Annotated in this window: 5 protein-coding genes; 4 read left to right on the top strand and 1 reads right to left on the bottom strand. The window is 48.6% G+C overall.

The genetic code is table 11. The features are described from left to right. On the bottom strand, positions 1 to 393 hold a 393-nt coding region (locus KDK13_RS16185; protein ID WP_257286016.1), incomplete at its 3' end, for a hypothetical protein. Between the two features lie 577 nt (positions 394 to 970). Here KDK13_RS16185 and KDK13_RS16180 point away from each other — a divergent pair. From KDK13_RS16180 to KDK13_RS16165, 4 genes are all read left to right on the top strand, one after another. Continuing rightward, entirely contained in the window at positions 971 to 1,393 is a 423-nt protein-coding gene (locus KDK13_RS16180; protein ID WP_257286015.1) for a LexA family transcriptional regulator, read from the top strand. Further along, positions 1,390 to 2,667, top strand: a complete 1,278-nt coding sequence (locus KDK13_RS16175) for a Y-family DNA polymerase (RefSeq protein ID WP_257286014.1) — start codon at positions 1,390 to 1,392, stop codon at positions 2,665 to 2,667. The genes KDK13_RS16180 and KDK13_RS16175 overlap by 4 nt, the downstream gene beginning before the upstream one ends. Positions 2,668 to 2,750: 83 nt before the next feature. Beyond that, complete coding sequence (locus tag KDK13_RS16170) at positions 2,751 to 4,289, top strand: ankyrin repeat domain-containing protein (RefSeq protein ID WP_257286013.1); 1,539 nt, start codon at positions 2,751 to 2,753, stop codon at positions 4,287 to 4,289. Between the two features lie 514 nt (positions 4,290 to 4,803). Continuing rightward, a partial coding sequence (locus KDK13_RS16165) for a hypothetical protein (protein ID WP_257286012.1) occupies positions 4,804 to 5,643 on the top strand: 840 nt, incomplete at its 3' end.

The following is a 5,643-nucleotide window of genomic DNA, read 5'->3' as shown; positions in this document are numbered from 1 at the left end:
ACATTCCGCCCTGAAGCGCGCCGCCCCCAGTCTGCCTTCCGGACTTTCCGGGAAATCCTTGATCACCGCCTCCGGTGCGACGGGCTGGCCATGTAACGGCAGGCCCCTCAGGCAACATTCCTCTTTGAAGCGTGCCCGCTCCAGTGGGGCTTTGGCGGTCTGAAAATCCTTGACCACGGCATCCGGTGTGACTTGTCTGCCATTCAATGACCGGCCATTCAGGCAACAGTCTTCCTTGAAGCGTGCCCGCTCGAGTATTGCTCCGGCAGCCTGATACTCTTTAACCACCGCCTCCGGTGTGATGGGCTGGCCAGCCAACGGCAAGCCCATCCAATAACACTCTGCCTTGAAGCGTGCTATCGCAACTTTGTACTTATTATGCCGATCTGGCATCCGGTTGAATTCTTTAATGACCTGGTCCGGGGCAACTTTCCTGTCGTCATGCAGAATGTTCTGTAAGCAAAGTTTTTGCAGGAAGAAGGCACCTCTGATAGAGCTTCTATCATTTCCGTAGGCTGAAAGCACATCAGCGGAGGTAATATTACGCCTTTGTACCTGTCTATTTTTCCAGAAAGTGTCTTCAAGTTGTTTGCCAATATCTGGAGTGGAGACTGCACCTCTATGAGACTGATAGTTTGAGACTCTTTTGCCGTTAAATGTACTTCCGGAGCGGTCAGGAATCCTGCGTGAGCCAGCTTGTCGGTTAACCCGGGCAGCAGGTCGCGGGTGGGAGTGGGTCGATGCAGTCGCTTTCAGAATAAAACCCTGCTTTGGCTACAAATACCGCCATTTGACCTCAGAATGACTGCCAGGTTCCATTGATGATGTATCTGGTGGCGGGAGAAACATGCCGCTTTTTATTGTGCCTGCCCCGTGTCAGTGTTCGGAATTGCTCTCCTGCCGATCTTGACACCGGAACCTGCTCAAATGATTATACTGTATATATAAACAGTTAATGAGTTTGAGTGGCATGAAGCCGATCCAGATATTTCCACAACCCCTGCCAGAGACTTTGCCCTTTTACCAAAGCCCCGCTGCCTGTGGCTTCACCAGCCCTGCGGCTGACTACCTGCAGGATACGCTATCACTGGACCAACTGTTAATCCGTCATCCGGCAGCGACCTTCTTTGCCCGGGCCCAGGGGCGATCCATGGAAGGCGCCGGTATCTTTGATGGTGACATTCTTATTATTGATCGTTCCCTCACCCCACGAGATGGTGATGTGATACTCACCCTGCTCGATGGTGAACTGATTGTAAAACGCCTGGTATATTGCCGGGGTAAACCGGAACTGCACTCCGAACACGCCGACTACCCACCGGTTAAACTGGACTCTGAACAAGGGCTCAATGTCTGGGGCGTGGTCACGGAAGTTATTCACCACTTGCGATGAAAGATGTTATTGCCCTCTGCGATGCCAATGCATTTTACTGTTCCTGCGAGCAGGTCTTTAACCCATCCCTGCTTGGTAAAGCCCTGGGGGTACTGAGCAATAACGATGGCTGCATTGTTGCCAGAACACCGCAACTCAAGGCCCTGGGGGTTGCCATGGGCACACCGGCGTTCAAGGTCCGGGATCAGGTAGCGCGTGGCGAGATCATTCTGAAAAGTTCCAATTATGCACTCTATGGTGATATGTCTTCCCGCTTTATGTCAGTACTGGAACAGTTCAGCCCGACGCTGGAAGTGTATTCAATCGATGAAGCTTTTGTTGACCTCTCCGGGTTCCCGCCACAAAGCCTGCATAACAGGGGCATGGCCATGAAACAGCGGGTCTTCCAGTGGACAGGCCTGCCCATTGGCGTCGGCATCTCAACCACCAAAACGCTCGCCAAGCTGGCAAACTATGCGGCCAAGAAATTTCCGGCAACCGGTGGTGTCGTGGATTTAACCAGCCCCTTACGCCAGCAGAGACTAATGGCAATCACCCCGGTTGGCGAGGTATGGGGAGTCGGCAGGCGAATAGGCAAGCGACTGGAGGCGGCAGGGATTGTTACCGCCGCACAACTGGCAAACGCCAATCGACAATGGATCAGGAAACAGTTTTCAGTGGTTCTGGAGCGGACCGTCTGTGAACTTCAGGGAGAAAGTTGCATTCCCTGGGAAGCAGGTGGTGCAGCCAATAAACATCAGATCATGTGCTCCCGGAGTTTCGGCCAGCGGGTAACCACCAGGCAAGCACTTCACGCAGCACTGGCCAGCTTTATCTGTCGCGCCTGCGAGAAACTGAGAAAACAGAATCAGTATGCCAGGGAGGCGATTGTCTTTATCAGGACTGATCCTTTTAAAGACAACCTTCCCCAAACCGGGCGCAGTATCAAACTGATGGCACCATCACCCACCAGCGATAGTTCAATCTGGCTACAACAGTTAACGCCGGCTTTGGACGTGCTGTTTCAGGAAGGTTATGAATATAAAAAGGCGGGCTTTGCCCTGATGGATCTTTGTTCCGGACAGGGTTTTCAGGGGGATTTACTGACCACAGTATCAGTCCCTGAAAATACCCGGATGATGACCGTACTGGATGCCATCAACCAACGCTTCGGGAGCCAGGCACTGCGGCCTGCGTCAGTGGGCTTTCAGGCGCAGCAGTGGCATATGAACCAGCAGGTGCTGAGTCCTTCCTATACCACTCAATGGCCGGAGATCATGACGGTTCTGACTTGAGGATACTAACTGCAGGGCACTGCTCACAGGACGAATCCCCGGATTGCTACATCGGGTGTGCTTGATTAAAAGTTATTTCCATAATGAATCAATCAATAAAACATATGTCTAAGATTGGCAATTTGTTAATGAGGATAGAATGCATGCTCCCGGTGAGTTTATCAAAATATGTGTCCCTGGATAGCTCAGATAGAATCCGTGAAAGAGCACCAATGGAGGATCATGGCCCTGTTTTAACCAGTGGCGAACATGCGGTTGAATCTCGAAAAAGATTATTGAGTGACGGCTCAGGGACAGATCCGGCACTATGGAAACGGCCAAAAGAAGAGACATCCATTATTAGCATAAACAGGGGCGGGGATTATAGTGAAACGGGCGTAATACCGACATTTCATCTTCCGGACGCCAGGTGCGATGCCCCTGATTCTGTAGAAAAGCCCTTAAAGTCAAGGGTGATCGAAAATCAGAGACAAACAAAAGTCGAATCAACTCCCCGGCTCCGGGGGGCATGCAGGGCTGTAACCAGTGCACCGCAGGCAGCGGAAAATAATATAGCTTACAGCGATTTACCGGAATCCACATCTAAAGCAATTAAAGCGGCATTTGAGGATGGTAATGAAGACCTGGTTATTGAAACACTGAAAAAAGCGATTCTTGATTTTGGTTGTGCCGTTAAACAGCACAAAATAGATTTTATCGCTCGAGACGTTAAACTGGTCTACGAAAAAGCCTCATTATTCTTTATTGCCTGTCGCCTTGGAAACTTGGAAATAGTTAAGCTTTTGTCCGAAGGCGGTACCGACTTTTTAGAGGACAAGCCGGTGTGTTCCAATCAGGTTACTGGAAGAACACCGTTGATGATGGCAGTAATGCAGGGTAATACTGATGTGGTGAGCTATTTGCTGTCGTTGGGAGCCGATGTAGCGGCATGTGACTCAGATGGTAATAATGTAGACATCTTTAATATCACTTTAAACTCAAGGGAACCACGCATCAGAGAGAGTATATCTTCCATCATCGCCGATTATAGAAGAGAAAGGGGTATCGAAGCACCTGAGCTGAAAAATGGACTTTATTGGGCTACAGGTATAGGCAATCCTCTTTTAGTCGCCTACCAAAATGGCGAGTGTGCTCTAGCTGACTCAAGTCGATCAGAACGGCTTAAATTTCAAGCTATCATTAAATCGAATTATGAAATGGAGAGAGCCTTAGCCTTGACTGATGATGATTCCTCAGACAGCTTATCAAATGATGATACAGGCAACGACTCAGAAGATGACTCATCAATAGGGGGAGCCTTGACTGATGATGAGTCCTCAGGAGGCTTATCAAATGATGATTCAGGCAACGACTCAGAAGATGACTCATCAATAGGGGGAGCCTTGGCTGATGATGAGTCCTCAGGAGGCTTATCAAATGATGATTCAGGCAACGTCTCAGAGGATGACTCATCAGTAGGGGGAGCCTTGACTGATGATGACTCCTCAGGAGGCTTATCAAATGATGATACTGGCAACGTCTCAGAAGATGACTCATCAATAGGGGGAGCCTTGACTGATGATGACTCCTCAGAAGGCTCATCTGTTGTCAGTGCCAGAAGTGCAAGATCAGCGTCAACATAATTGCGATTCCAACTAATAAAATTATCGACTTGATTATAGGGTCATGGCTTTTCTGGGACTCTTCATGATCAGTAGGTGAGTGTGTATTTTCCAATAGGTGCGGCACAAGGTTCGCCATAACCAGGAAGCAAGTCAAGAGCAGGGCTGATATAACAACAGTTTTTATCATTGTTTGAACACTCCGGTTATTTGAACGAAAGAGCTATATTCTGGAAACAGTGAATTCGACGCATGACATAGATAGATGACTTCATGCTTTTTATCCAGCATTATTCACTGGCAACCCAAAATGGGGTAAAAGTGACCATACTGTTTGAAGCGTTGTTGATACTGTTCTTTTTGTGTGTATTACAAAAGATGGGTTTCAGACTTATTATTATGCAGGGGTTAATGCGCGAATAAAGACCTGATCTTTATTTGTTTGTTTTCGGGAAGATCATTATCCGTAAAAAAAATGGAACAAAATTAATTGGCTGCTATCTAATAAAAAAAACTCTCAAGAGAAAAACCAATAATGAATTTTCCCATCTTGATTGATCTGGTTAAAAACTACCGAAATAGCGAGCCTGCTGAAGAAGGTAAGGATTGCCCTGAATACAGTAAAGTATTTTCCAGACAGGTAACTACCGATACCTGCTGTTCGAATCGCATTGATACAAACTGTAAAAAGCCGACGCTGTTAAATACTCCTCAAATAGAGCAAAGAAAAGCCTACCCATTATTCAAAGATAGCCTGTCTGATTTCGTGAAATCATGGGGTATCGTAGCAGGAGCGGAGGACGCAACAAACCAGGAAAGGCAGACCAGTTCCCTGCCTTCCCGGGAAATACAAACACAACACAGTATTCAGGACACCGGGGTAACAATGACGCACACGGCCGCGGGCAAGCTGAGTGGCGATCTGATATGGGCACTATATTATGGTGATTACGATACCGCAGACCAGTTACAACTGATCATTAAAGACACCGGAACAATGCTGACGGAAGAAGCCCTGGGCATATTGAGTAAAGATCTGAAACGGGCGATAGAATACCAGGATTACGATACTGCAGAGCGGTTACAACGCATCATTGCGGGCACCGGGGCAACACTGACGGAAGAAGCCCGGAGCGCACTGGGTAAAGATCTGAAGCGGGCAATAGAGTACCAGGATTACAAGACCGCAGAGCGGTTACAACGCATTATCAAGGGCACTGGTGCAACGCTGACGGACGAAGCCTGGAGCGCACTGAGTGGATATCTGATACGAGCAATAGAGTACAGGGATTACGAAACCGCAGGGCAGTTACAACGCCTCATTGCGGGCACCGGGTCAACGCTGACGGACCAAACCCGGGACACGCTGAGTGGA

It is taken from the genome of Endozoicomonas sp. SESOKO1, from assembly GCF_024606265.1.
Lineage (GTDB): Bacteria > Pseudomonadota > Gammaproteobacteria > Pseudomonadales > Endozoicomonadaceae > Endozoicomonas.
This window is presented reverse-complemented; position numbering and strand designations above follow the sequence as displayed.

What these genes read in the sequence shown, in the direction of transcription:
- KDK13_RS16180 (WP_257286015.1), top strand. Translation starts at nt 971, where the DNA reads ATGAAGCCGATCCAGATATTTCCACAACCCCTGCCAGAGACTTTGCCC.
- KDK13_RS16175 (WP_257286014.1), top strand. Translation starts at nt 1,390, where the DNA reads ATGAAAGATGTTATTGCCCTCTGCGATGCCAATGCATTTTACTGTTCC.
- KDK13_RS16170 (WP_257286013.1), top strand. Translation starts at nt 2,751, where the DNA reads ATGAATCAATCAATAAAACATATGTCTAAGATTGGCAATTTGTTAATG.